This is a genomic window from Buttiauxella sp. B2, from assembly GCF_006376615.1.
GTDB lineage: Bacteria > Pseudomonadota > Gammaproteobacteria > Enterobacterales > Enterobacteriaceae > Buttiauxella.
Genome location: NZ_VEXQ01000014.1, coordinates 32,775 through 57,226, shown reverse-complemented (window position 1 = coordinate 57,226; position 24,452 = coordinate 32,775). Strand labels below are relative to the sequence as shown.

The following is a 24,452-nucleotide window of genomic DNA, read 5'->3' as shown; positions in this document are numbered from 1 at the left end:
CTTATCTTCCCAACCACGGTTGTGGATTGACTGCCTGGCCCTGGCGACGAATTTCGAAATAAAGTGACGGGCGGCCCTGACCACCACTGTTCCCGACTAACGCAATAGCCTGGCCTGCGCGAACTTGTGTACCTACATTAACCAGTGCGCTTTGGTTGTAACCGTACAAACTCATATCGCCTTTACCGTGTTCGACAACGACTACCAGGCCGTAGCCTTGTAGCCAATCGGCAAGGATCACGCGTCCATCAGCAATGGCTTTAACTTCAGTGCCTTCACCTGCGGCGATAACCATCCCTTTCCAACGTAGCTCACCTTGTAACTGTTCGCCATAGCGATGCAGAATCGAACCACGTACCGGCCAGAATGCTTGTCCGCGAGGTGAGCCCAGGCCGCCGGTGCGCGACATCAATGAGCGCTCATTGTCTGTTGGCTTGTAAGTACTGCCTTTGCTAGTCGCTTCTTTCTGGCGGGTACGTACTTGTTCTGCTTCCTGCGCCTCTTTCTCGGCACGAGCTTTAGCTGCCGCTGCGGCACGGGCAATCTGATTTTGCAGACGAGATTCGTTCTGTCGCATTTCACTCAGTTTTTGCTGGTCTTGCTGCAAAGAAGATTCGAGAGTAGAAAGCGTTTTTTTACGTTCGTTACGGGCGCTTTCAAGCTTGGCTTGCTGAGCTTGTTGTTCGTAGAGCAGCGTCTGTTGTTCAGTTTGCTTGGATTCCAGGCTCTCTTTTTGTTCCGCAACTTCCGCTTTAGTTTGTTTAAGCCCTGCGATTGTTTCCTGGCGCGCGGCGTTCAGGTAGCCGAAGTAAGCCTGCAAGCGTTGCCCACGCTGGCTTTCTTCGCCACTTAATATCAGCTGAATACCGGTATGTTGGCCCTGACGAAAAGATGCATCTAGTTGAGCTGCCAGATTGCGTTCCTGCGAGGCCTGCTGTTTTTGCAGTTTCGCGAGAGAAGCATTCATGGTGTCAATTTGGCGGTTGAGATTAGCAAGCGTATTTTGCGTATCGCGCAGCTTGCGGCTGGCCTCAGCAATAGCTTTCTCTTGTGCCTGGAGCTGAGCGAGTAATGCAGATCGTTGTTGCTGTTGCTGGCGAACCGCGCGCTCTTTAGCTGCAATATCCTGCTGGATAGATTGTAACTGAGAACGATCGTCGGCATGGCTTTGCAATGGACATAACAATACGCCAGCGCTTAGAACGCTGGCGTAGAAAATAGGCCTGACTGAAAACGGTTTCGATTTCATGGCCCATGTTATTGAAAAAATCGCCTTTCCCCTCATGGGGAGGGATTATTCCACGATGAACAGCGGCTTGCCAGTCATCTCTTGCGGGATTTCCATACCCATCAAGCTCAACATAGTTGGCGCGATATCAGAAAGCTTGCCGCCTTCTACCGCTTTCGCACTACGATCGCCGATGTAAATCAACGGAACTGGCAGGCTGGTGTGTGCAGTATGTGCCTGGCCAGTTGCCGGGTCAGCCATCTGCTCTGCGTTGCCGTGGTCAGCGGTGATAAGCAATTGGCCACCCACGTTTTCAACTGCGGAAACAACCTGTGCAATACAGTTATCCAGCGCTTCGATTGCAGCAATTGCCGCTTCATAAATACCGGTATGTCCGACCATGTCACCATTTGGATAGTTACAAATAATGGTGTCGTATTTACCGCTGTTGATGGCTGCCAACAGTTTTTCAGTCAATTCTGCTGAACTCATTTCGGGTTGCAGGTCGTAAGTTGCAACTTTCGGTGAGTTAATCAGAATGCGGTCTTCGCCTGCAAACGGCTCTTCAACACCACCGTTATAGAAGAAGGTGACGTGAGCATATTTTTCAGTTTCGGAGATGCGCAGCTGAGTTTTATCGTGCTTTGCCATCCATTCACCAAAAGTATTGCTCAGGGATGCTGGTGGATAAGCACAGGCGGCTTTGATGTCTGCCGCGTATTCAGTCAGCATCACGAAATCGCCGAAGTTAACGACTTTCTTACGAGCAAACCCATCGAAGTCAGCATTAACAAAAGTACGAGTAATTTGACGTGCACGGTCGGCGCGGAAGTTCATGAAGATCAGCGCGTCACCGTCATGCATTGCTGCATCAGCTTCGCCTTCAGCACGGATTACAGTTGGTTTAACGAATTCATCGTTTTCATCGCGAGCGTATGCCGCTTCCAGACCCGCAATAGCGGTGTCTGCCTGGAATTCGCCTTTCGCTTGAGTCAGCAGGTCGTATGCCAGTTCAACGCGGTCCCAACGGTTATCGCGGTCCATAGCGTAGTAACGACCAATCAGAGAGGCTATGCGGCCTTTGCCCAAAGCGGCAAATTTGTCGGCAAATTTTTCCAGAGAAGATTTTGCACTGCGTGGTGGTGTATCGCGCCCATCCAGGAATGCGTGCAGATAGATAGCTTCTGCGCCACGTTCTGCTGCCAGTTCAATCATCGCCAGAATGTGTTCTTCGTGGCTGTGAACGCCACCTGCTGATGTCAGACCCATAATATGGACAGCTTTACCAGCAGCAACCGCTTTGTCTACCGCTGCGGTCAGAGTTGGGTTAGCAAAGAAAGTACGTTCTTTAATTTCAACGTCCAGACGAGTTAGATCCTGGTAAACAATGCGGCCAGCGCCAAGGTTTACGTGACCCACTTCGGAGTTACCCATTTGGCCGTCTGGCAGACCGACGTCCAGACCTGATGCGTTGATTAAAGTGTGCGGGCGCTGAGCCCACAGGCTATCCATAACCGGGGTTTTAGCATTCAGAATAGCGTTATCCTGCTGCTCTTCGCGGTGGCCATAACCATCCAGAATCACCAGAACCATAGGTTTTTTAGTAACTGACATTGCGACAACCTCTAAGTCAAAGACAAAATTTGCGTAATTTTACTACAGGCCACAGGGTAAATAGCCGCAGAAGATCAAAGAAAGGGGTTGGATTGTGATCGGTTTTACGTCGTTAAGGTAATTTTTTTCGTAACAGTCCGCAGAATCTACATTACCTCACGCAGACTGGCTGTATTTGGCACAACGCAAATGTATACTCCTCACCTGGTTTTTTCATATTACTTAGTCGGGAGTTACACCCCCCCATGCAAGAAATTATGCAATTCATTAGCCGCCATCCCATACTTAGTCTGGCGTGGGTTGGCTTACTGGCCGCCGTGCTTTTCATGACCTTTAAAGGTTTAACCTCTAAAGTTAAGGTGATCACCCGTGGTGAAGCCACCCGCCTGATCAACAAAGAAGATGCTGTTATTGTCGACGTGCGTTCGCGTGATGATTTCCGTAAAGGTCATATCGCTAACTCATTGAATGTGCTGCCAGCTGATATTAAAAGCAGCAACTTTGGTGAACTGGAAAAACATAAAGCGCAGCCTGTAATCGTGGTTTGTGGCAATGGTGTTTCTTCTCAAGATTCTGCCGCACTGTTGACGAAAGCTGGTTTTGAAAAGGTTACCTTGCTGAAAGAAGGTATTGCTGGCTGGAGCGGGGAAAACCTGCCGTTGGTTCGCGGTAAATAAATTGACACGCACACTGGGGTAAAACCATGGCGAATATTGAAATCTACACTAAAGCAACCTGCCCATTTTGCCATCGTGCAAAAGACCTACTGCAAAGCAAAGGGGTCATGTTTCAGGAGCTGGCGATTGACGGCGATGCCGTAAAGCGTGAAGAGATGATTAAACGCAGTGGACGCACCACAGTGCCGCAGATTTTTATTGACGCACAGCACATTGGTGGTTGCGATGACTTGTATGCACTCGATGCTCGTGGTGGACTCGATCCACTGCTGCGCTAGTGCAGTTCCTTTGTCGCTTACTGCCGTTTAAGGACGTATTAATTTTTTAAGGGTTTAACAATGTCAGAACAAAACAACACAGAAATGGCTTTCCAGATTCAGCGTGTTTACACCAAGGACATCTCTTTCGAAGCACCAAATGCACCGCACGTATTCCAGAAAGACTGGCAGCCAGAAGTGAAGCTGGATCTTGATACTGCTTCCAGCCAGCTGGCAGACGACGTTTATGAAGTTGTGTTGCGTGTAACCGTGACCGCAACATTGGGCGAAGACACTGCATTCCTGTGCGAAGTTCAGCAGGCTGGTATCTTCTCCATCGGTGGGATCGAAGGTCCGCAGATGGCACATTGCCTGGGTGCGTACTGCCCGAACATTCTGTTCCCTTATGCACGTGAAGCAATCACTAGCCTGGTTTCTCGTGGTACCTTCCCGCAGCTGAACCTTGCACCGGTTAACTTCGATGCGCTGTTCATGAGTTATCTGCAACAGCAAAATGGCGAAGGTGCTGAAAACCATCAGGATGCCTGATGAATAGCCTTAATGCCTCAATGACTGTTATCGGTGCCGGTTCGTACGGCACCGCTCTTGCCATCACACTGGCACGTAATGGCCACCACGTTGTACTGTGGGGCCATGACCCTAAACACCTTGCTGTATTGCAAGCTGATCGCTGTAATGCGGCATTCCTTCCTGATGTTCCATTTCCTGACACGCTCCATCTTGAAAGCGATTTAGCGAAAGCGCTATCTGCCAGTCGTAATATTCTGGTTGTCGTGCCGAGCCACGTTTTCGGTGAAGTGCTGCGTCAAATCAAACCGTTGATGCGTAAAGATGCGCGTATCGTTTGGGCGACTAAAGGTCTGGAAGCTGAAACAGGACGTTTGCTGCAGGACGTTGCGCGTGAAGCATTAGGTGACGAAATCCCATTAGCGGTCATTTCCGGCCCGACGTTTGCCAAAGAACTGGCTGCGGGTTTGCCAACTGCAATCGCGCTGGCGGCAACCGACGAAACCTTCGCCCAGGATCTCCAGCAGTTGCTGCATTGCGGCAAAAGCTTCCGTGTTTACAGCAACCCGGACTTCATCGGCGTGCAGTTGGGCGGTGCGGTGAAAAACGTGATTGCGATTGGTGCGGGGATGTCCGACGGTATTGGTTTCGGTGCTAATGCTCGTACTGCGTTGATTACCCGTGGTCTTGCGGAAATGACGCGCCTTGGTACCGCTTTGGGTGCTGATCCTGAAACCTTCATGGGAATGGCAGGCCTGGGCGACTTGGTACTGACTTGTACTGATAACCAATCACGCAACCGTCGTTTCGGCATGGCGCTGGGGCAGGGTGCGGACGTGGATTCGGCACAGCAGAAAATCGGCCAGGTCGTCGAAGGTTACCGCAACACTAAAGAAGTGCGGGAGCTGGCAGCGCGTTTTGGTGTCGAAATGCCAATAACCGAGGAAATTTATCAGGTATTGTATTGCGGAAAAAACGCTCGCGAGGCAGCATTAACGTTGCTGGGTCGTACTCGCAAGGATGAGCGAAGCGTTGGTTAATCTAATATCGCTATTATTGATGGAACAACACAACCGCAACAACTGAAGCGTTCCGGTACCTGGTGCCGGGCGCTGTTTTTCTGTCTGGAGAGAGCAATGTCGTCTGAAGAACTGGATCTGGTGTGGAACAACATTAAAGCCGAAGCACGAGCGCTTGCCGATTGTGAACCGATGTTGGCCAGTTTTTACCACGCAACTCTCCTTAAGCATGAAAACCTGGGTAGTGCGTTGAGCTATATGCTCGCCAATAAGCTAGCCTCCCCGATTATGCCTGCTATTGCGATTCGCGAAATTGTCGAAGAAGCTTACGCAGCAGAACCACAAATGATTGCCTCCGCCGCTTGTGATATTCAAGCTGTGCGCACGCGTGACCCGGCAGTAGATAAATATTCAACTCCGTTGTTATACCTGAAAGGTTTCCATGCGTTGCAGTCCTACCGCATCGGCCATTGGCTGTGGAAAGAGGGCCGCAGAGCGTTAGCGATTTTCCTGCAAAATCAGGTTTCTGTGTCATTCCAGGTCGATATCCATCCGGCTGCTAAAATTGGCTGCGGGATCATGCTCGATCACGCAACTGGCATTGTGATCGGCGAAACGGCTATCGTAGAAAACGATGTGTCGATTTTGCAATCAGTGACGTTGGGCGGTACCGGAAAAACCAGCGGCGATCGACATCCTAAAATCCGTGAAGGCGTGATGATTGGTGCCGGGGCGAAAATCCTTGGCAACATTGAAGTAGGGCGCGGGGCAAAAATTGGCGCAGGTTCGGTAGTATTACAACCGGTGCCACCGCATACCACTGCTGCGGGTGTTCCTGCGCGAATCGTTGGCAAGCCTGAAAGCGATAAGCCTGCCATCGATATGGATCAGCACTTTAACGGTGCGAGCAATGGCTTTGAGTACGGCGACGGAATCTAACCTCTCAGAACGGCGCCGGGATAACCAAGCTGGCGCCACGCTTCATACACCACCACAGATACCGCGTTCGATAAATTCATGCTGCGACTGTCCGGCATCATTGGGATGCGGATTTTTTGCCCAGCGGGTAATGCATCAAGAATTGTTGCAGGCAGGCCGCGCGTTTCCGGACCAAACACCAGATAATCACCATCCTGATAACTTACCGCACTGTGGGCTGGGGAGCCTTTGGTCGTTAATGCAAACAGGCGTTGCGGATTTTCTGCTTCCAGAAAGGCGTTATAGTCTTTATGGCGGTTAACAGCGGCGAACTCGTGATAATCCAGCCCTGCACGGCGCAGACGCTTATCATCCCAACCAAAACCAGTTGGCTCAATGATATGTAACCGGAAGCCAGTATTGGCGCACAGACGAATAATATTCCCGGTATTCGGTGGGATTTCAGGTTCAAACAAAACGATATTTAGCATACTGCCCCCATAAGACAAGGCGCGCAGAATATCAATTTATCACCAGAAGGAAAACAGGCCCCGAAGGGCCCATTCTTTACGATGAAAAATTAACGGTGATAAAGTGGTAACCAAAGTACCAGGCGCAATCCACCTAATGGGCTGTCATCGGCTTTCACCCAACCACGATGCTGTTGAACGGCAGTTTCTACAATCGCTAACCCCAGACCCGTACCACCAGATTCACGATCGCGCGCTTCGTCTGTACGGTAGAATGGGCGGAAAATTTGTTCACGATCTTCCGGGCTTACGCCTGGGCCATCATCATCAACCGTGATAGTAATACCTTGATTATCAACGGAGAAGTTAACGGCAATTTTTGTGTGCGAGTAGCGCAATGCGTTCCGGACAATATTTTCCAATGCGCTTTCCAGCGAATTAGGGTTTCCGTACATCAACCATGGGCCTGGCGGGTAAGTCACTTCTAGAGATTTACCCATCTGCTCTGCTTCAAAGGCTGCGTTATCCAGTACCTCAGACCAGATTTGATTGGCTTTCATGGTCTCACTCGCCAGCGCATTTTTTTGCTGATTACGGGACATCACCAACAGGTCATTGATCATACCATCCAGACGCTGGGCTTCCGTTTCGATGCGCTCAAGCTCTTTGCTTTCACCCGTTTTGCGGCGCAACAAAGCTGTGCCTAATTGCAAACGGGTCAATGGTGTACGCAATTCATGAGAGATGTCAGACAGCAGCCTTTGCTGAGTGGTCATCATCCTTTCCAGTGCGGTAATCATTTGGTTAAAGCTGGCTCCCGCTGCCAGAAACTCTTGCGGGCCGGATTCGAGTTCAGGGTGTTGGCGCAAATTTCCCTGAGCCACTTCGTCAGCGGCATTTTTCAGTTTACGAGCAGGTTTTGCCAGACTCCACGCTAGCCATAACAGCAGCGGTGAACTGACCAGCATTGTGACAATGAGTAACAATAAAGGTCTATCAAACAGCAGGTTAATAAAATCAGATTGGGAGTTACTTGCTGGGCGAATCAAGTAAAGCTGGTAGTTATCTTCGCCATCACGTACCGAGAATGGCCCTACCAATTCTACACGACCGTATTTTTTCTTTTGCGGATGATCGGCGTTATCAGACTGTCCAATGAAGTTACGAATGATCTGCATTTCATTGCTCTGGGCGCCAATCACTCGCCCTTCGCTGGTAACGAGTAACAAACGCTGTCCCGGTGGTGCCCATTTATCAATGGCCCGGAACAAACGACGCCACCACATCAAGTCGTTTGGTGGATCGTTTTCAAGTTCCGCTTCGACATGCTGTTCAATCATGATGCCTTGACGTTGCTCATTCTCCATCAGCTCGGTCATTTGACGCGAATCCAATTTAGGCAACATCAGTACTAGCATCAGTACTAACGCAAGCGTCAACCAGAAGATGGCAAAAATACGCGCGGTAAGGCTACTGATCATGAAGCAGACACCATCAGGTAGCCGCGGCCACGTAATGTTTTGAACCATGGATGACCATCTTTGCGATCCGGTAACTTACGACGCAAATTGGAAATATGCATGTCGATTGCGCGGTCGAAAGGTGTCAGGCGTTTACCCAATACTTCCTGGCTTAGATGTTCACGTGAAACCACCTGGCCCAAGTGCTGTGCTAGCAAATAGAGCAAAGTGAATTCAGTGCCGGTCAAATCCAGAGCCTGGCCATCAAAGCTGGCTTCCTGGCGACCAGGGTTAAGGCTTAAACCGTCAACTTCGACAGTCGGTGAGCCATTGTCACTGTTTTGCTGCTGCTCACTCCAATGTGAACGACGCAAAATAGCGCGTATACGGGCCACCAGCTCACGATCGTTGAATGGTTTAGGCAGATAGTCATCAGCACCCAGTTCAAGGCCGAGAACGCGATCTAGCTCACTTCCTCGTGCTGTTAGCATAATGACGGGTGTCTGGTGTGACTGGCGCAGCTCTTTTAACGTATCAATGCCATTTTTCTTTGGCATCATCACGTCGAGCAATAAAAGGTCAATGGTGTCATCAAGCAGCTCCAACGCTTGTTCGCCGTCGTGGGCAACAATTACGTTAAAACCTTCCATGTCGAGCAGTTCCTTTAACAGGGAAGTAAGCTCTCGGTCATCATCAACTAGCAGAATTTTATTCATTGTTAAATTACCTCCGAGGCAGAAATTACGTCATCAAGGCGCGCTAATCTATGACTTTACGTTGTTTTACACCCCCTGACGCTAGTTTGCAGCGGGAATCGTAGACTGGCTCTCGTTGACTCGCAGCACAGATGATTTCAGGAGCAAGTGATGCGCAATGTTACCGCTGCCGTCATGGCTTCAACATTGACTCTGATTACGCTGACAAGCCAGGCCAGAGAGTTACCGGCTAGCGATAACTGGTACCAGAGCGGTGAAGGTGCAGTGAAGCCAAATAACCTTCAGAGCCATATGTTCGAAGGGATAAACCTAACCGAACAACAGCGCCAACAAATGCGCGATCTAATGCAACGGGCACGGCATGATAGCCCACCCGTGAATGTAAGCGAAATGGAGACCATGCATAATCTGGTCACCGCACAAAATTTTGACGAAACGGCAGTGCGTGCCCAGGCTGAAAAAATGGCACAAGAACAAGTGGCTCGCCAGGTAGAAATGGCGAAAGTGCGCAATCAAATGTATCACTTGTTAAGTCCTGAACAGCAGGCCGTTTTGAACGACAAACACCAACAGCGCATGAATCAATTTCGTGAACTGGCGGATCTGCAACAGATGTCTTCGTTGCAGGCATTGAGTAGTAGCAGTAAGCGTAATAACCAGTAACAAACCCTGTTTTCCTTGCCATAGACACCATCCCTGTCTTCCCCGCCTTAACCGGCGGGTTTTTTTTGCCTGAAGGTTCAGGTGAATCCGCTATACTAGCCAGCAATGATTTGCTGGAGCCCCTATGAATCAACAATATGGGAAGCTGGTCAGCCGTGCAGCAATTGCCGCAACGGCTATGGCATCGCTGTTACTTTTGATCAAGATTTTCGCCTGGTGGTATACCGGTTCGGTCAGTATTCTGGCTGCATTGGTAGATTCGTTGGTGGACATTGCCGCGTCGCTGACCAACCTTCTGGTCGTGCGTTACTCGCTGCAACCTGCGGATGAAGAACATACATTTGGCCATGGTAAAGCGGAGTCACTCGCCGCGCTGGCGCAAAGTATGTTTATTTCGGGTTCTGCGTTGTTTCTATTTTTGACGGGGATTCAGCATTTGGCTGAACCGTCGCAGATGAAGCAGCCTTTGGTCGGTGTGGTCGTCACTGTCATTGCGTTAGTCAGCACACTTATACTTGTGACGTTTCAACGTTGGGTGGTGCGCAAGACGCAAAGTCAGGCAGTCCGAGCAGATATGCTTCATTATCAGTCTGATGTTATGATGAACGGAGCAATTCTAGTTGCGTTAGCATTATCCTGGTACGGCTGGCATCGCGCCGATTCGGTATTTGCTTTAGGGATTGGCGTCTATATTTTATATAACGCGATTCGCATGGGGCATGAAGCCGTGCAATCTCTTTTAGATCGTGCATTACCGGATGATGAACGTCAGGCAATTATTGATATCATCAATGCATGGCCCGGAGTTAAAGGGGCGCATGATCTACGAACGCGGCAGTCAGGGCCGACCCGCTTTATTCAAGTCCATATCGAAATGGAAGACAATTTGCCGCTGGTTCAGGCGCATGTTATTGCCGAACAAGTGGAACAAGCCATATTGCGGCGTTTTCCTGGGTCAGATGTAATTATTCACCAGGATCCGTGCTCGGTTGTCCCGACGCAGCAGCAAGGGCATTTTGAGCTTTAGTTTTTCGTTGTAAAGTCAGACAGAATCGGTGTTTTATGGATAAAATACCGACATATGGCCTGACCTGAATCAATTCAGCAAGAAGCGGTTGCTATACTATTTGTAGCAGAGTCGACGCCTCGGCATGCCGCAGGCCGTTTCCGGCAACAGGATTATTTTGCATTCAAAAGTTCAGAGGTAGTCATGATCAAAAAAATTGGTGTGTTGACGAGTGGTGGTGATGCGCCGGGCATGAACGCCGCGATTCGTGGTGTGGTGCGTGCAGCTTTGTCGGAAGGTCTGGAAGTTGTGGGCGTTTATGATGGCTATCTGGGATTGTATGAAGACCGCATGGTTAATCTGGACCGCTACAGCGTGTCCGATATGATCAATCGTGGTGGCACCTTCCTGGGCTCAGCTCGTTTCCCGGAGTTTCGTGATGAGAAAATCCGTGAAGTGGCTATCGATAATTTAAAAAAACGCGGTATTGATGCACTGGTTGTTATCGGCGGTGATGGTTCCTATATGGGTGCTGTGCGCCTGACTGAAATGGGCTTCCCATGCATTGGTCTGCCAGGCACCATTGATAACGATATCAAAGGCACCGATTACACTATTGGTTTCTTCACCGCTCTGGAAACAGTCGTGGAAGCAATCGACCGCCTGCGCGACACATCTTCCTCCCACCAGCGTATTTCTATCGTGGAAGTGATGGGCCGTTACTGTGGCGATCTGACCTTAGCTGCGTCCATTGCCGGTGGCTGTGAATTTGTTGTCTTGCCAGAAGTTGAGTTTAATCGCGAAGACCTGGTTGAAGAAATCAAAGCGGGTATCGCGAAAGGTAAAAAGCACGCTATCGTGGCTATTACTGAGCACATTTGTGACATCGATGAACTGGCCCAATATATCGAAACGGAAACCAAACGCGAAACCCGTGCCACCGTTTTGGGCCACATTCAGCGCGGTGGTTCACCGGTTGCTTACGATCGCATTCTGGCTTCCCGAATGGGTGCTTACTCCATCGAACTGCTGCTGCAAGGCCACGGTGGTCGTTGCGTCGGCATTCAGAATGAGAAGCTCGTTCACCATGACATTATCGACGCTATCGAAAGTATGAAGCGTCCGTTCAAAGGTGACTGGCTGGATTGCGCTAAGAAACTGTACTAGTTCACGCACTGTGAAAATTGAAGCCGGGGAAACCCGGCTTTTTGTTGTCTGTTATATGCTCAATAGTTATATCCAATCTTTTTTTATTCTTTAATGAATGGTTGGCTTTCTGGCACGCTGCTTTTATCAAATCTGATTAAAGAGAGCGAACGATGAATAAGTGGGGAGTTGGACTTACATTACTGTTGGCATCCACCAGCGTACTGGCGAAAGATATTCAGTTGCTTAACGTCTCTTACGATCCCACTCGCGAACTTTATGACGAGTATAACAAAGCGTTTAGTGCGCACTGGAAACTACAAACGGGAGATAACGTTGTGGTTCGCCAGTCTCATGGTGGTTCGGGTAAGCAGGCAACATCAGTGATCAACGGTATCGAGGCCGATGTAGTGACTCTGGCATTGGCATACGATGTGGATGCTATTGCTGAGCGTGGCCGTATCGATAAAAACTGGATCAAGCGCCTGCCGGATAACTCTGCACCTTATACTTCGACTATTGTGTTCCTGGTGCGTAAAGGCAACCCAAAACAAATTCATGACTGGAACGATCTGATTAAACCGGGCGTTTCTGTTATTACTCCGAATCCAAAAAGCTCAGGTGGTGCGCGCTGGAACTATCTGGCAGCCTGGGGCTACGCTCTGCATCACAACAATAATGACCAGGCCAAAGCGCAGGATTTCGTGAAAGCGCTGTATAAAAATGTTGAAGTGCTGGACTCTGGCGCACGTGGTTCAACCAATACATTCGTTGAACGTGGTATCGGCGATGTGCTTATTGCCTGGGAAAACGAAGCATTGCTGGCGACTAACGAGCTGGGTAAAGATAAGTTTGAAATTGTCACTCCGAGTGAATCTATTCTGGCCGAACCGACAGTTTCTGTAGTCGATAAAGTGACTGAGAAGAAGGGGACTCAGGCAGTCGCGCAAGCTTACCTGAAATACCTCTACTCACCGGAAGGCCAGGAAATTGCGGCGAAAAACTACTATCGCCCTCGCAACGCAGAAGTGGCGAAGAAATATGATAATGCCTTCCCGAAACTGAAACTGTACACCATTGATGAAGAGTTTGGCGGCTGGACAAAAGCGCAGAAAGAACACTTCTCGAATGGTGGAACCTTCGACCAAATTAGTCAGCGTTAAGCGAAATAACGGCCCTGAAAAGGGCCGTTTTGCTTTTGAGATACCGGAGTTTACGATACGCTGAGCAACCCTCTTATTGTTCATGAGGTTTCAATGCTGCGGCGTCGATGCACGATACTCATCTTTGTTTCCCTACTCATAATTGCCGCTATCAGCTGGTTTAGTCTTCGGCAATATTTCCATCATCCAGACGCCCTGTGGCGTATCGTCAGCCAGCAATGTATTCCTCATCAGCGTGACAACCAGAACCCAGAACCTTGCGCCAAAGTAGATTTGCAGTCGGGGTTTGTTCTGCTGAAAGATATCCATGGCCCGCTTCAATACCTGTTATTACCCACAGCTAAAATGAAAGGTATGGAAAGTCCTGAATTATTGCAGGCGAAAACCGCTAATTTCCTTTGGCTTGCCTGGCAGCAGCGCAATTTCATGAGTTTACACCGTGGGACGCAGGTTCCCGACGATGTTATTTCACTCACAATTAACTCCACCACCGGGCGCACTCAGAACCAGCTACATATCCATATCTCTTGTTTACGCAAAGATGTGCGCGGGCAGTTGAATCAATATGCGAACACATTAAATGATGAGTGGCAGGATTTTCCTGTGTCGCTTGCTGGAAACAAATACATTGCGAGGAAGATTAGCGAGGCGGATTTTGTGCAACGTGGCCCATTTATCATGCTGGCTACTCAGGTTCCACAGGCTAGCGAGCATATGGGGCGTTATAGCCTGGCGATGGCGAAATTGGCAGATGGAGAGTGGGTCGTATTGGCAACGGAGCGCAATTTATTACGGTTGAATCTGGCTTCTGCCGAGCACTTGCAGGATCACGATTGCGAATTACTGAAATAAAAAAGGCCCTGTCGAAGCAGAGCCTTTTATCAATCAAGCGATGACTTACGCTTTTTTCGCTTCAGCTGCAGCTTTAACGATAACTGCAAATGCGTCTGCTTTCAGGGAAGCACCGCCAACCAATGCACCGTCGATATCCGGCTGAGTGAACAGCTCTGCAGCGTTTGCTGCGTTTACGGAACCGCCGTACTGGATGATGACTTGTTCAGCAACTTTAGCATCAGCTTTAGCAATATGGTCACGGATGAATTTGTGAACAGCTTGAGCTTGAGCAGGAGTGGCTGATTTGCCAGTACCGATTGCCCATACTGGTTCGTAAGCGATGACTACGCCTTCGAAAGCAGCTGCACCCTGAGTTTTCAGAACTGCGTCAATCTGGCGTGCACAAACTTCTTCAGTTTTGCCCGCTTCGTTTTCCGCTTCGGTTTCACCAATGCACAGTACTGGAATCAAGCCGACTTCTTTCAGAATTGCGAATTTTTTAGCGATCAGTTCATCAGACTCTGCGTGGTAAGTACGACGCTCTGAGTGACCGATGATGATGTATTTAGCACCAACATCTTTCAACATTTCTGCGGAAACTTCACCAGTGAATGCGCCAGACAGGTTCAGGTCTACGTTTTGAGCACCAAGAATGATGTGGCTGCCGGAAGCTGCGTGTTTAGCCAGATCCAGATACATCGTAGGAGGAGCGATAGCAACGCCACAGCCGTCAACACCAGCCAGTTCTTTGCGCAGGCCTGCAATCAGCTCTTGTACCATGTGCTTGCTGCCGTTCAGTTTCCAGTTACCCATCACCAAAGGATGTCGCATCTTAATTCTCCACAAGGTCAAACTAATAAAAGAATCGCTGCCATTCAGGGCAGCATGGTCTGTGAAACAGTATAGAGACTCAACAAGCTAAAGGCTTTGCTTTTTGTCATTTATTCGCCGTTGTTAAGTGTTTCAGATAGCGTCAGCTTAATCGGTTCAACAGCGAAAGTGAGCCCCTTTTCTCCGTTGTCAGCGACAACATAGCGAATAGCACCATCGTTTTGTGCGTAATAACGTTTGTTCTTGCCGTTGCTGAGTAACTTAGTGAGTTTTGCCACGCTTTGTGGCTTTGAAAGCGATGGGGTAAAAGTGCGAATCAACGCTGCCATATACTCACTGGCTTTCGCCCGCGCCGCTTTTTGCTCAGGGCCTTGAATCGGAAGCCATGTTATCTGGATAGATTTAATTTTCAGCGTGCCACGCTCTAACGCACTTGATGTATAGAGGTTTTCGTTGATTTTGCTGGCTGCGCGTATCAGGTTTACTTCATCGGCATTAGACTCGATGGAACGGAATTCATTGATCGACAGAGACGGATTTTCAGCAGTGAATTTTTCCCGAAACTGCGTAATGTTCATATCAAACGTAGGGGCGCCCGCCAGTAAATACGGAGCGACTTGTAACGTATGGGTGGAATCTGAAGGCGGATCGGCCCAAACCACCGCGGCGGGTAGTGTCAGTAAAGCCAGAGCTGCAAACAGATGTCTCATTGACAAATTCTCCTGTGAAATTCTGCCTTCCGATTAAATCGGCATTCCGTTGGCTTGTCAAAACCCAGCAAAGCCAGGGTACACTACGGCGCTAAACAATAAAATGGACCTTACCATGACCATACAGCAATGGCTGTTCTCTTTTAACGGACGTATTGGACGCCGTGATTTCTGGATTTGGATTGGCGTGTGGTTAATCGCGCTGATTATTCTCTTCACCCTCGCGGGTGCGGAAATTATGCCGTATTCCACTGCCGGTTTCTTTTTATCGGGTTCTTTGATTCCGACTGCCGCCGTGATTGTTAAACGCCTGCACGACCGCAATAAAAAAGGTTGGTGGGCATTGCTGTTTATTCCGGCCTGGTTGTTGCTCGCGGGTAACTGGGAAACATTCGGTACGTTAGCGCAGTGGGGGCTTGGGCGTTTTATCCCAACACTGATTCTGGTGATGGTCATCATGGACCTGGGCGCGTTTGTTGGCACCCTGGGTGAGAATCGTTTTGGCAAAGATACCAGTGAAGTGAAGTACCGCTAGCTTACGAATTATATTACCAGTAGTGTTCTGCAGTCATATGTCCCGGTCGGCGGCGCAAGTGTTTGGTCATCTGCCGGGTATCTTTCAGCAATTGCTGCGTATCACGTACCATTTGCGGGTTACCACATAACATCACGTGGCTGGTCTCAACGTTCATCGGAAGACCTACCGCTGCTTCAAGTTCACCGCTTTCGATGAGTGCAGGTACACGTCCAGTTAATGAACCCGGCAGTGATTCCCGGCTAATAACAGTCTGAATGCGTAACTTTCCGTTATATTGCTGCTGGAGCTGTTGCATCAACGGCAAATAGCTCAGGTCTTGTGCATAACGCACAGCATGCAGCAAAACGATATCCTCAAAACGTTCGAGACCTTTCCCTTCCTGCAAAATCGAAAGATACGGGCCGAGGGCTGTACCTGTCGCCAGCATCCAAAGCGTCTGGCAATCCGGTATTTCGTCCAGCACAAAGAAACCCGCCGCTTCGCTAACTAGCATAATTTCATCGCCAGGTTGCAGTGCATGCAGGCGTGGGCTGAGTTTACCTTCTGGTACGGTGACAAGATAAAACTCAAGATTAGGATCGCTCGGTGCGTTGACGTAGGAATAGGCGCGCTGCACGCGTTCGCCATCAATTTCCATCCCAAGCTTAGTAAATTGCCCTGCTGTGAAAGGAGCGACAGGCGCATGAACAGTGAGACTAAAAAGAGCGTCAGTCCAGTTTTCAATCTGAACAACTTTACCTTTGACCCAGTCCGCCATGATGTCCTCCTTTGTTGTTATTGCCCTATCTTCACCAGAAAAGTAAGAGATTTCCAGCGACTAAGCGCTGGAAAGCTCAATCAGACAAACGGCGGGTTTACAGAATATGAGTCTGTACGTCCGGGTCTTTGCGGTCTAGATAGTGAATAGATTTGATACGACGAATGGTGCGAGATTTACCACGAATCAGTAGCGTTTCTGTGGTCGCCATATTCCCTTTTCGGGTAATACCATCAAGCAAATCACCTTTGGTAATACCGGTTGCAGAGAAAATAACGTTGTCGTTACGCGCCATGTCATCGAGCTTTAACACCAGACCCGCTTCAATGCCCATTGCTTTGCAGCGTGCTAATTCTCGCTCGCCGATACGTCGGTTTTCTTCACTGTCACCTTTTACATGGTGGCGAGCCAACAAACGGCCTTGCATGTCGCCATCTAACGCGCGGATCACCGCTGCGGAAATCACCCCTTCAGGTGCGCCGCCGATGCCGTACATCACATCAACTTCGCTATCTGGCATACAGGTCAAAATCGACGCTGCTACATCACCATCAGGAATAGCGAAAACGCGAACGCCAAGCTTTTGCAATTCGGCAATCGTCGTATCGTGGCGTGGTTTTGCAAGAATAGTGACGGTGAGTTCGCTTAGTGGTTTATTGAGCGCAACGGCGATGTTATAGAGGTTTTCAGCAAGCGGCAGATTGAGGTCGATAATACCTTTAGCGCCAGGGCCGACAATCAGCTTTTCCATGTACATGTCTGGTGCATTAAGGAAGCTGCCTTTGTCACCTACAGCCAGCACCGCCAGCGCGTTTGCCTGGCCCATTGCTGTCATACGGGTGCCTTCAATTGGGTCTACGGCGATATCGACTGCATCACCCTGGCCGGTACCGACTTTTTCTCCAATATAGAGCATCGGTGCTTCGTCGATTTCCCCTTCGCCAATCACAATCTGACCATCAATGTTGACCTGATTGAGCATAATTCGCATGGCGTGGACGGCTGCTCCATCGGCAGTATTTTTATCGCCACGGCCCAACCATTTATAACCAGCCAGCGCAGCGGCTTCGGTTACGCGGGAAAATTCAATAGCAAGTTCTCGTCTCATTGCACACTCATTTAGCAAGCCCAATTGCGACGGAGTTTAGCACAGGCGGGGGATCGTCAGGGAAACCGTAATGTTGGTATGGAGGCTGATGTTCTCACCCCAGCTCTCTCCCCCAGGAGAGGGAGAGAGTAAGGAGGCAATATTATTACTTAACTTTCTTCGTGATCTTCCCAGGCTAACGCACGTTTAACAGCCTTTTTCCAGCCAGCGTAACGGTAGTTACGTTCGGTCGTTTCGATACCCGGACGGAACTCTTTTTCGATAACCGCTTTCTCGCTTACCTCGTCAAGGCTCTGCCAGAAGCCCACAGCCAGGCCAGCAAGATAAGCCGCACCCAGCGCCGTGACTTCACGCACTTCAGGGCGCTCTACGCGTGTTCCTAAAATGTCCGACTGGAATTGCATAAGGAAGTTATTCGCGACCGCGCCACCATCTACACGTAGGGCGTGCAAACGAATATCGGCGTCTGCCTGCATCGCTTCCAGAACATCACGCGTTTGGTAAGCGATGGATTCGAGCGTGGCACGGATAATGTGGTTTGCGTTCACGCCGCGAGTCAGACCGAAGATTGCGCCACGGGCATACGGGTCCCAGTAAGGTGCGCCAAGGCCAGTGAAGGCCGGAACGACATACACGCCATTGGTATCTTTTACTTTAGTTGCAAAGTATTCGGAGTCTGCTGCATCGCTGATAAGTTTCATCTCATCGCGCAACCACTGGATAGAGGCTCCCCCCATGAACACCGCACCTTCCAGTGCATAATTCACCTCACCGCGAGGGCCGCAGGCGATAGTAGTCAGCAAACCGTGAGTGGAGCGAACGGCCTGCGTACCGGTGTTCATCAGCATAAAGCAGCCCGTGCCGTAGGTATTTTTCGCCATCCCCTCTTTGACACACAGCTGACCAAACAGCGCAGCTTGCTGGTCACCCGCGATCCCGGCGATAGGAATACGCGTACCACCTTTACCACCGATGTTGGTCTGGCCGTATACTTCTGAGGATTTTCGGACTTCAGGAAGCATAGCGCGTGGAATATCTAATGCTTCGAGCATGCGGTCATCCCAAGCCAGCTCGTGAATATTAAACAGCATGGTACGTGAGGCGTTGGTGTAATCGGTGACGTGTACACGCCCCTGAGTCATTTTCCAGATAAGCCAGGTATCGACAGTACCAAACAGTAATTCGCCACGACGAGCACGCTCACGTGAACCTTCTACATGGTCAAGGATCCACTTCACTTTGGTGCCGGAGAAATAGGGGTCAACCACCAGGCCGGTCGCTGATTTGATGTACTCTTCCATACCGTCGCGTTTTAGCTGTTCACAGATTTCTGCGGTACGGCGGCACTGCCAGACGATAGCATTATAAATTGGCTTACCGGTTTCTTTATCCCAGACAATCGCCGTTTCGCGCTGGTTGGTGATACCAATGGCCGCAATTTGATCTGAGTTGATGTCGGCTTTTGCCAGCACTTCGACGAGCGTTGAGCTTTGTGTTGCCCAAATCTCCATTGGGTCATGTTCTACCCATCCAGCTTTAGGATAGATTTGCTGAAACTCGCGCTGGGAAACGCTAATGACGTTGGCATCGTGATCCAGGACGACGGCGCGGGAGCTGGTGGTACCTTGATCGAGTGCGACGATGTATTTTTTTTCGTGAGTCATAATGTTGTCCTGAAGTCAGTCTTACAAAGAAGCATTTTGTTGCGTGGATGTGTTGGATTTTTCTTCATCTTCAACACAAACATCGCAAGGTAAATGACGACCAATCAGCTTACGGTAGCCAAACGCGCCTAACGCCGCACCTACAATTGGGCCAAACACTGGCACCAGGAAGTAAGGAATATCGCGGCCGCCGGTAAAGGCAATGTCGCCCCATCCAGCTAACCAGGCGAAAAGTTTCGGGCCAAAATCACGCGCTGGGTTCATCGCAAATCCGGTCAATGGCCCCATTGATGCACCGATAACTGCAATCAGTAAACCAATCAGCAGCGGTGCTAACGGCCCGCGAGGCATACCGTTGCCATCATCTGTCAGTGCCAGAATAACGCCCATCAAAATGGCGGTGATTACCATCTCTACGGCAAACGCCTGTACCAGGTTGATGTGTGGATTAGGGTAGGTTGAGAAAATGCCCGCCAAATCCAGGCTCTCTACGCTGCCGCGCACCATGTGGTGCGTCTGCTCGTAATCGAGGAATAAATTGTAATACAGGCCATAGACCAAAGCTGCGGCGCAGAACGCACCTGCAACTTGAGACACAATAAACGGTACAACTTTGCGTTTATCGAAGCAGGCGAACAGGCACAATGCGATGGTTACAGCTGGATTAAGATGCGCGCCGGAAACCCCTGCGGTCAGGTAGATAGCCATCGCTACCCCCAACCCCCAGATGATACTAATTTCCCATTGCCCGAAGCTGGCGCCAGCCACTTTTAAGGCAGCGACACATCCTACACCAAAGAAAATCAACAACGCGGTACCCATGAACTCGGCGATGCACTGACCTTTCAAGGTTGATGGAGCTGTCTGACTCATATTAGGGTCCTGAAGGCAAAATTAATGATTATTGTTTGTTCGGGCATTCCCTGCCGCGCAGGTGCCATGTAGGCATGGTGTTAATTTATCGTTAACGAACATAAACGAGAAATATCGAGCTTTAAATTTGTGTTGTTCGTCATAAAAATGAGCGATCTCGCGCCAAAATATGAGCATTTTCACCCACAAAAGGCAGATGAAACGCTCTGGGAAGCCTTCAATGAGTTAACAAATAGTAATTTTTGGCTGTCACGTCATTCGGCATAAGCCGAAAAACGTCATGTTACGCAAAGAGCGCTTGAACTCGCTGGACACGGCTACTCACGCTACTTACAATCGAGACACGCTGCATAGTGCGCATATATTCATAAGGTGTCTTCGGGGAATATCCGGGACGGGGATTTAGACATCCATCAACGCCTTGCAATTCAGGAGAGGTTCGAAATGTCATTTGAAGTGTTTGAGAAACTGGAAGCAAAAGTACAGCAGGCGATTGATACCATTACCCTGCTGCAAATGGAAATTGAAGAACTGAAAGAGACCAACAACAATCTGTCTCAACAAGTTCAGCAGTCGCACAGCAATCATGAAGAACTGGTGCGCGAAAACAATTCTCTAAAAGAACAACAGCACGTTTGGCAGGATCGTCTGCACGCATTGCTAGGCAAGATGGAAGAAGTCTAAGTTAAACTTGGATTATCTAGCTAAATGAACGGGCGCCCTGGGGCGCCCGTTTTGTTATTCGATATCGAGGGGATCTTCGGAAAGGATGATGCCGGTGTTATCCGCGTATAAATGGTCGCCGGAGAAGAATGTCACGCCACCGAAATTAACGCGCACGTCACTTTCGCCCACGCCAACACCTGCTGAACCAACTGGAATGGCGGCAATAGCCTGAATACCAATATCCAGCTCTTCCAGGTCATCAACCTGACGCACTGCACCGTATACTACAATGCCTTCCCACTCGTTTTGAGCAGCCAGGCGGGCAAGTTCTGCGTCAATCAATGCACGACGAACAGAGCCGCCGCCATCAATTACTAGCACTCGGCCACGGCCATTTTGTTCGAGCAGATCATACAACAATCCGTTGTCCTCGAAACATTTCACCGTGATGATTTGCCCGCCAAAGGACGACCGCCCACCGAAATTGGAAAACAGCGGTTCAACGACGTTGACATCTTCCTGATAGATGTCGCAAAGCTCGGAAGTATCATATTTCATAGGATTAAGATTCTGTTGCTGCACGAGTTGTCAGTATATCGCTTAATATTAACTGTTGGCAAAATCATCAATTGTTAATTGATATTTGTCAGCTAAAGCGACACCGTACTTAGCACAACTCCTATCGCAAACAATAGGTTAGTGAGTAATGCAGCTTTCACGGTACGTTCAAGCATTGGACGCATGGCGACAGGTTCAATTTCGCGCAAGACATAACGCGTCTGCTTAATCAGCAGTGGGGCTGCCAGAACAAAAAGCCATCCCCAAAGACTTTGTAGCCAGACCAGATTAAATATCGCAAGGCACGCCAGAGCGCCTATCAGTAAGCAAGCGTGATAGCGACGAGCCAGTTCCGGTCCTAAACGTACCGCCAGTGTGTTTTTACCGTTTTCCCGGTCGCTGTCGATATCACGCAGGTTGTTTATATTGAGCACGGCAGTTGCCAGCAATCCGCAGGCTGTGGCGGGTAAAAAGACCAATGGTGCGAGAGTGTGGGCTTGCAGATACCAGGTTCCCGCAACGCTCAACCAGCCAAAAAAGACCAGTACCGAAATATCACCTAGCCCCATGTAACCATATGGGCGAGTGCCAACGGTGTAGGTAATTGCAGCGATGATTGCCAGCAAACCCAAGGCCAGGAAACCGAGAAAATCTGTCAGCGTACGACAAGCGACGGCAACTAATGCCAGGCCAGACAGGCAAATTAATACCACGGTGATAATCAGCGCTTTTTTCATTTGCGTCTGGGTAATGACGCCTTTTTGCATTCCGCGCAACGGTCCAATCCGGTCTTCTTTATCGCTGCCTTTTACTGCATCGCCATAGTCATTCGCCAGATTCGAGAGGATTTGCAATAACCCCGCGGTCAATAGCGCCAACAATGCAATAGCAGGGTCAAACACACCTTGCCAGAAAGCCAACGCTGAGCCACAAACGATGGAGGCAAATGCCAGTGGTAACGTGCGTGGGCGCAAGCTTTCAAGCCAGGCCTGAGTAGTGCTTACAGAGTGCGTTTCGCTCATAGTTCTCTCTGTTAGATATAAAAAATGGAGGGCATAAGCCCTCCATTTGAAATGAAGAAAATACGTTGAGCGGGATTATAGGATAAAACGGCTCAAGTCTTCATCTGCAACTAACTCATCCAGATGTTTACTGACATATTCACCGTCAATCAGAATGGATTGGCCGCTGAGGTCGCTCGCATCATAGGAGATGTCTTCTACCAGGCGTTCCAGCACGGTGTGTAGACGACGCGCACCGATGTTTTCGGTGGATTCGTTCACCTGCCAGGCAGCCTCAGCGATGCGACGAATACCGTCTTCGGTAAAGTCGATATTCACACCTTCAGTGCCCATCAACGCCTTGTACTGCACGGTGATAGATGCATTAGGTTCAGTCAGAATACGTTGGAAGTCTTCAACGGTCAGCGCCTGCAATTCCACACGAATCGGTAGGCGACCCTGCAATTCTGGGATCAGATCGGACGGACTTGCCACCTGGAATGCACCAGAGGCAATAAACAGAATATGGTCAGTTTTGACCATCCCGTGTTTGGTAGAAACGGTGCAGCCTTCAACCAGCGGCAGCAAGTCTCGCTGAACGCCTTCACGAGAAACATCCGGGCCGGAGCTGTTGCCACCGCGCTTACAGATTTTGTCGATCTCATCGATAAACACGATGCCGTGTTGCTCGACGGCGTCAATTGCGTCTTGCTTCAGTTCTTCAGGGTTTACCAGTTTCGCCGCTTCTTCTTCAATCAAAAGCTTCATCGCATCTTTGATTTTCAGCTTGCGCGGTTTTTGCTTCTGGCCGCCCAGGTTCTGGAACATTGACTGCAACTGGTTGGTCATTTCTTCCATGCCAGGAGGAGCCATGATTTCAACACCCATCGGTGCCGCAGCCAGATCGATCTCAATTTCTTTATCGTCTAGCTGGCCTTCACGCAATTTCTTGCGGAATGACTGACGAGCCGCAGAAGGTTCTTGCGGTGCTTCAGCCTGGCCCCAGTTATTTTTAGCTGGTGGGATCAGAACATCCAGAATGCGTTCCTCTGCCATTTCTTCGGCACGGAAGCGGTTTTTCTCGATGGATTGCAAACGCACCATTTTCATCGCGGAGTCAGTTAGATCGCGGATGATAGAATCCACTTCTTTACCAACATAACCCACTTCGGTGAATTTGGTAGCTTCAACTTTGATGAACGGTGCGTTAGCTAATTTAGCCAGACGACGGGCAATTTCGGTTTTACCGACACCCGTTGGGCCGATCATCAGAATATTTTTTGGCGTAACTTCATGGCGCAGCTCTTCATCAAGCTGCATACGGCGCCAGCGATTGCGCAGCGCAATCGCCACGGAACGCTTGGCATTGTCCTGGCCAATGATGTGTTTGTTCAGTTCGCTGACAATTTCGCGTGGAGTCATTTCAGACATGGGGATTCCTTACGCCTTAGACGCTAATTCTTCAATAGTATGGAAATGGTTGGTGTAGATGCAGATATCACCGGCAATCCCCAGCGATTTCTCTACGATGTCACGAGCACCCAGTTCGGTGTTTTCAAGAAGCGCACGCGCTGCTGCCTGGGCGTAAGGGCCGCCTGAACCAATAGCAATCAGGTCATCTTCTGGTTGGATAACATCACCATTACCGGTAATGATAAGGGACGCATTTTCATCGGCGACGGCCAGCAGAGCTTCAAGCTTGCGCAGCATACGATCGGTACGCCAGTCTTTTGCCAGTTCAACCGCAGCTTTCACCAGATGTCCCTGATGCATTTCAAGCTTACGTTCAAACAGTTCGAATAGGGTGAAGGCATCAGCGGTGCCGCCAGCAAAACCGGCAATCACTTTGTCGTTATACAAACGACGCACTTTTTTGACGTTGCCTTTCATTACGGTATTGCCAAGCGTGGCCTGACCATCACCACCGATTACGACATGGCCATTGCGGCGCACACTTACTATTGTTGTCACGAGCAGACCCCTTATTGCATCAGCTGAATAAGTACCCCGACATTATATCGGGGTTGAATGCAATTATAGATGGGGG

The 24,452-nt window shown here is 49.6% G+C and carries 27 protein-coding genes; 12 read left to right on the top strand and 15 right to left on the bottom strand.

Annotated features, from left to right (window positions below; all coding sequences use genetic code 11):
• Nucleotide 1 precedes the first annotated feature (1 nt).
• Nucleotides 2-1,285 (bottom strand): murein hydrolase activator EnvC, encoded by a 1,284-nt coding sequence (gene envC, locus FH968_RS15735; RefSeq protein WP_139881186.1) that lies wholly within the window; start codon nt 1,283-1,285, stop codon nt 2-4.
• Between the two features lie 9 nt (nt 1,286-1,294).
• Complete coding sequence (gene gpmM, locus FH968_RS15730; RefSeq protein WP_139881184.1) at nt 1,295-2,842, bottom strand: 2,3-bisphosphoglycerate-independent phosphoglycerate mutase; 1,548 nt, start codon at nt 2,840-2,842, stop codon at nt 1,295-1,297.
• 245 nt (nt 2,843-3,087) lie between these two features.
• Here gpmM and FH968_RS15725 point away from each other — a divergent pair, with 245 nt between their 5' ends.
• From FH968_RS15725 to cysE, 5 genes are all read left to right on the top strand, one after another.
• Nucleotides 3,088-3,519, top strand: coding sequence for a rhodanese-like domain-containing protein (locus tag FH968_RS15725; protein WP_139881182.1), 432 nt, complete (start codon nt 3,088-3,090; stop codon nt 3,517-3,519).
• Nucleotides 3,520-3,545: 26 nt separating this feature from the next.
• A complete protein-coding gene (gene grxC / locus FH968_RS15720; RefSeq protein WP_139881180.1) occupies nt 3,546-3,797 on the top strand; it encodes a glutaredoxin 3 in 252 nt (83 codons plus the stop codon).
• Between the two features lie 60 nt (nt 3,798-3,857).
• Nucleotides 3,858-4,325, top strand: a complete 468-nt coding sequence (secB, locus tag FH968_RS15715) for a protein-export chaperone SecB (RefSeq protein ID WP_139881178.1) — start codon at nt 3,858-3,860, stop codon at nt 4,323-4,325.
• A complete protein-coding gene (gene gpsA / locus FH968_RS15710; protein WP_139881175.1) occupies nt 4,325-5,344 on the top strand; it encodes an NAD(P)H-dependent glycerol-3-phosphate dehydrogenase in 1,020 nt (339 codons plus the stop codon). Before secB ends, gpsA begins: the two co-directional genes overlap by 1 nt.
• A gap of 96 nt (nt 5,345-5,440) precedes the next feature.
• Complete coding sequence (cysE, locus tag FH968_RS15705; RefSeq protein WP_139881173.1) at nt 5,441-6,262, top strand: serine O-acetyltransferase; 822 nt, start codon at nt 5,441-5,443, stop codon at nt 6,260-6,262.
• Here the strand turns inward: cysE and trmL are convergent.
• From trmL to cpxR, 3 genes are all read right to left on the bottom strand, one after another.
• Nucleotides 6,259-6,732, bottom strand: a complete 474-nt coding sequence (trmL, locus tag FH968_RS15700) for a tRNA (uridine(34)/cytosine(34)/5-carboxymethylaminomethyluridine(34)-2'-O)-methyltransferase TrmL (protein ID WP_139881171.1) — start codon at nt 6,730-6,732, stop codon at nt 6,259-6,261. The genes cysE and trmL overlap by 4 nt on opposite strands.
• Nucleotides 6,733-6,821: 89 nt before the next feature.
• Nucleotides 6,822-8,192 carry an envelope stress sensor histidine kinase CpxA gene (gene cpxA, locus FH968_RS15695; RefSeq protein WP_139881169.1) on the bottom strand — a complete coding sequence of 457 codons (1,371 nt, stop codon included), beginning with the start codon at nt 8,190-8,192 and terminating at the stop codon, nt 6,822-6,824.
• Entirely contained in the window at nt 8,189-8,887 is a 699-nt protein-coding gene (gene cpxR, locus FH968_RS15690; protein ID WP_139881167.1) for an envelope stress response regulator transcription factor CpxR, read from the bottom strand. The genes cpxA and cpxR overlap by 4 nt, the downstream gene beginning before the upstream one ends.
• 150 nt (nt 8,888-9,037) lie before the next feature.
• On the opposite strand from cpxR, the gene cpxP reads away from it, so the two are divergent.
• From cpxP to FH968_RS15665, 5 genes are all read left to right on the top strand, one after another.
• Entirely contained in the window at nt 9,038-9,550 is a 513-nt protein-coding gene (gene cpxP / locus FH968_RS15685; RefSeq protein ID WP_139881165.1) for a cell-envelope stress modulator CpxP, read from the top strand.
• Nucleotides 9,551-9,674: 124 nt separating this feature from the next.
• Entirely contained in the window at nt 9,675-10,577 is a 903-nt protein-coding gene (gene fieF / locus FH968_RS15680) for a CDF family cation-efflux transporter FieF (protein ID WP_139881163.1), read from the top strand.
• Nucleotides 10,578-10,760: 183 nt separating this feature from the next.
• Nucleotides 10,761-11,723 carry a 6-phosphofructokinase gene (pfkA, locus tag FH968_RS15675; protein WP_139881160.1) on the top strand — a complete coding sequence of 321 codons (963 nt, stop codon included), beginning with the start codon at nt 10,761-10,763 and terminating at the stop codon, nt 11,721-11,723.
• A 152-nt stretch (nt 11,724-11,875) separates the two neighbouring features.
• Nucleotides 11,876-12,865: a sulfate/thiosulfate ABC transporter substrate-binding protein Sbp gene (sbp, locus tag FH968_RS15670; RefSeq protein WP_139881158.1), complete on the top strand. Its 990-nt coding sequence runs from the start codon at nt 11,876-11,878 to the stop codon at nt 12,863-12,865.
• Between the two features lie 93 nt (nt 12,866-12,958).
• Nucleotides 12,959-13,717, top strand: coding sequence for a CDP-diacylglycerol diphosphatase (locus FH968_RS15665; RefSeq protein ID WP_139881156.1), 759 nt, complete (start codon nt 12,959-12,961; stop codon nt 13,715-13,717).
• A gap of 45 nt (nt 13,718-13,762) precedes the next feature.
• Here the strand turns inward: FH968_RS15665 and tpiA are convergent, their stop codons facing one another.
• Nucleotides 13,763-14,530 (bottom strand): triose-phosphate isomerase, encoded by a 768-nt coding sequence (tpiA, locus tag FH968_RS15660; protein WP_139881154.1) that lies wholly within the window; start codon nt 14,528-14,530, stop codon nt 13,763-13,765.
• A gap of 110 nt (nt 14,531-14,640) precedes the next feature.
• Nucleotides 14,641-15,240: a DUF1454 family protein gene (locus FH968_RS15655; protein WP_139881152.1), complete on the bottom strand. Its 600-nt coding sequence runs from the start codon at nt 15,238-15,240 to the stop codon at nt 14,641-14,643.
• A 115-nt stretch (nt 15,241-15,355) separates the two neighbouring features.
• On the opposite strand from FH968_RS15655, the gene FH968_RS15650 reads away from it, so the two are divergent.
• Entirely contained in the window at nt 15,356-15,775 is a 420-nt protein-coding gene (locus tag FH968_RS15650; RefSeq protein WP_139881150.1) for a DUF805 domain-containing protein, read from the top strand.
• Between the two features lie 13 nt (nt 15,776-15,788).
• Here the strand turns inward: FH968_RS15650 and fpr are convergent, their stop codons facing one another.
• The 4 genes from fpr to FH968_RS15630 form a co-directional block, all read right to left on the bottom strand.
• Nucleotides 15,789-16,535, bottom strand: a complete 747-nt coding sequence (gene fpr / locus FH968_RS15645) for a ferredoxin--NADP(+) reductase (protein ID WP_139881148.1) — start codon at nt 16,533-16,535, stop codon at nt 15,789-15,791.
• Nucleotides 16,536-16,632: 97 nt separating this feature from the next.
• Nucleotides 16,633-17,643: a class II fructose-bisphosphatase gene (gene glpX / locus FH968_RS15640; protein WP_139881146.1), complete on the bottom strand. Its 1,011-nt coding sequence runs from the start codon at nt 17,641-17,643 to the stop codon at nt 16,633-16,635.
• A gap of 149 nt (nt 17,644-17,792) precedes the next feature.
• Complete coding sequence (glpK, locus tag FH968_RS15635) at nt 17,793-19,307, bottom strand: glycerol kinase GlpK (RefSeq protein WP_139881144.1); 1,515 nt, start codon at nt 19,305-19,307, stop codon at nt 17,793-17,795.
• Between the two features lie 21 nt (nt 19,308-19,328).
• Nucleotides 19,329-20,180 (bottom strand): MIP/aquaporin family protein, encoded by an 852-nt coding sequence (locus FH968_RS15630; protein WP_139881140.1) that lies wholly within the window; start codon nt 20,178-20,180, stop codon nt 19,329-19,331.
• 444 nt (nt 20,181-20,624) lie between these two features.
• On the opposite strand from FH968_RS15630, the gene zapB reads away from it, so the two are divergent.
• Complete coding sequence (gene zapB, locus FH968_RS15625) at nt 20,625-20,864, top strand: septal ring assembly protein ZapB (protein WP_139881137.1); 240 nt, start codon at nt 20,625-20,627, stop codon at nt 20,862-20,864.
• A gap of 54 nt (nt 20,865-20,918) precedes the next feature.
• Here the strand turns inward: zapB and rraA are convergent, their stop codons facing one another.
• The 4 genes from rraA to hslV all read right to left on the bottom strand — a co-directional run bounded on the left by rraA (nt 20,919) and on the right by hslV (nt 24,376).
• Entirely contained in the window at nt 20,919-21,404 is a 486-nt protein-coding gene (rraA, locus tag FH968_RS15620; protein ID WP_064541702.1) for a ribonuclease E activity regulator RraA, read from the bottom strand.
• Nucleotides 21,405-21,496: 92 nt separating this feature from the next.
• Nucleotides 21,497-22,426, bottom strand: coding sequence for a 1,4-dihydroxy-2-naphthoate polyprenyltransferase (gene menA, locus FH968_RS15615; protein WP_139881133.1), 930 nt, complete (start codon nt 22,424-22,426; stop codon nt 21,497-21,499).
• Nucleotides 22,427-22,501: 75 nt separating this feature from the next.
• Nucleotides 22,502-23,836, bottom strand: a complete 1,335-nt coding sequence (hslU, locus tag FH968_RS15610) for an HslU--HslV peptidase ATPase subunit (RefSeq protein WP_139881129.1) — start codon at nt 23,834-23,836, stop codon at nt 22,502-22,504.
• 9 nt (nt 23,837-23,845) lie between these two features.
• Nucleotides 23,846-24,376: an ATP-dependent protease subunit HslV gene (gene hslV, locus FH968_RS15605; RefSeq protein WP_034461419.1), complete on the bottom strand. Its 531-nt coding sequence runs from the start codon at nt 24,374-24,376 to the stop codon at nt 23,846-23,848.
• Nucleotides 24,377-24,452 lie beyond the last annotated feature (76 nt).